This is a genomic window from Streptomyces sp. NPDC003032 (assembly GCF_053591415.1).
Genome location: NZ_JBSFTT010000119.1, coordinates 1 through 2,018 on the forward strand (window position 1 = coordinate 1; position 2,018 = coordinate 2,018).

The window sequence follows — 2,018 nt, forward strand, 5'->3', positions numbered from 1 at the left end:
CGGAGGGAAAGCGATGGGTAGGACACTCGCGGAGAAGGTCTGGGACGACCATGTCGTCCGGCGCGCCGAGGGCGAGCCCGACCTCCTCTACATCGATCTGCATCTGCTGCACGAGGTGACCAGTCCCCAGGCCTTCGACGGCCTGCGGCAGGCGGGCCGGCAGGTGCGGCGGCTCGACCTCACCATCGCGACCGAGGATCACAACACCCCGACCCTCGACATCGACAAGCCCATCGCCGACCCGGTCTCGCGGGCGCAGCTGGAGACGCTGCGCAAGAACTGCGCCGACTTCGGTGTGCGCCTGCACCCGCTGGGCGACGTCGAGCAGGGCGTGGTCCACGTGGTGGGACCGCAGCTGGGACTGACGCAGCCGGGCACCACCGTGGTCTGCGGCGACTCCCACACCTCCACGCACGGCGCCTTCGGAGCGCTGGCGTTCGGCATCGGCACCTCGCAGGTCGAGCACGTGCTCGCCACCCAGACGCTGCCGATGGCCCGTCCCAAGACCATGGCCATCACCGTCGACGGCGAACTGCCCGAGGGGGTCACGGCCAAGGACCTGATCCTCGCCATCATCGCGAAGATCGGCACCGGCGGCGGCCAGGGCTACGTCCTGGAGTACCGCGGCCCGGCCATCGAGAAGCTCTCGATGGAGGCCCGGATGACCATCTGCAACATGTCCATCGAGGCGGGCGCCCGCGCGGGCATGATCGCCCCGGACCGCACCACCTTCGACTACCTCCAGGGCCGCGACCACGCCCCGCGCGGCCAGGACTGGGACGCCGCGGTGGCGTACTGGAAGACTCTCAAGACGGACGACGACGCGGTCTTCGACGCCGAGGTCCGCATCGACGCCGCCTCGCTCGCGCCGTTCGTCACCTGGGGCACCAACCCGGGCCAGGGAGCGCCCCTGTCGGGACACGTCCCCGATCCCGCTTCGTACGAAGACGCCTCGGAGCGCCACGCCGCCGAAAAGGCCCTTGAGTACATGGGGTTGAGCGCCGGGCAGGCGCTGCGCGACATCAGCGTCGACACCGTCTTCGTAGGTTCCTGCACCAACGGCCGCATCGAGGACCTGCGCGCGGCCGCCTCCATCGTCCAGGGCCGCAAAGTCGCCGACGGCGTACGGATGCTGGTCGTCCCCGGCTCCGTCCGGGTCTCCCTGCAGGCCGTCGCGGAGGGCCTGGACAAGGTCTTCACCGCCGCCGGCGCCGAATGGCGGCACGCGGGCTGCTCGATGTGCCTGGGCATGAACCCCGACCAACTGGCCCCCGGCGAGCGCTCGGCATCCACCTCCAACCGCAACTTCGAGGGCAGGCAGGGCAAGGGCGGCCGCACCCACCTGGTCTCCCCGCAGGTCGCCGCCGCCACCGCGGTCACCGGCCGGCTGACCTCACCCGCCGACCTGTCCGACGCCCCTGTGACCGCCGGAGTCTGAGAGCCATGGAAGCATTCACCACCCACACCGGCCGGGCCGTTCCGCTGCGCCGCGGCAACGTCGACACCGACCAGATCATCCCCGCCCACTGGCTGAAGAAGGTCACCAGGGACGGCTTCGAGGACGGGCTCTTCGAGGCCTGGCGCAAGGACGAGGAGTTCGTCCTCAACCAGCCCGAGCGGCGGGGTGCCACCGTCCTGGTCGCCGGACCCGACTTCGGCACCGGCTCCTCGCGCGAGCACGCCGTGTGGGCCCTGCAGAACTACGGCTTCAAGGCGGTCGTCTCCTCCCGCTTCGCCGACATCTTCCGCGGCAACTCGCTGAAGAACGGCCTGCTCACCGTCGTACTCGACCAGAAGGTCGTGGACGCGCTGTGGGAGCTGACCGAGAGCGACCCGCAGGCCGAGGTCACCGTCGACCTCCAGGACCGCCAGGTCCGCGCGCGGGGCATCACCGCCGACTTCGAACTCGACGAGAACGCCCGCTGGCGGCTCCTGAACGGCCTGGACGACATCAGCATCACACTGCGGAACGAGCCCGACATCGCCGCCTATGAGACCGAGCGCCCCGCCTACAAGCC

The 2,018-nt window shown here is 70.3% G+C and carries 2 protein-coding genes; both read left to right on the forward strand.

Annotation, left to right across the window (positions count from 1 at the left end):
* Positions 1-13 precede the first annotated feature (13 nt).
* Positions 14-1,438, forward strand: coding sequence for a 3-isopropylmalate dehydratase large subunit (gene leuC / locus ACWDZ7_RS42770; protein ID WP_451804365.1), 1,425 nt, complete (start codon positions 14-16; stop codon positions 1,436-1,438).
* Between the two features lie 5 nt (positions 1,439-1,443).
* A partial coding sequence (leuD, locus tag ACWDZ7_RS42775; protein ID WP_451804367.1) for a 3-isopropylmalate dehydratase small subunit occupies positions 1,444-2,018 on the forward strand: 575 nt, incomplete at its 3' end.

What these genes read in the sequence shown, in the direction of transcription:
- leuC (WP_451804365.1), top strand. Translation starts at nt 14, where the DNA reads ATGGGTAGGACACTCGCGGAGAAGGTCTGGGACGACCATGTCGTCCGG.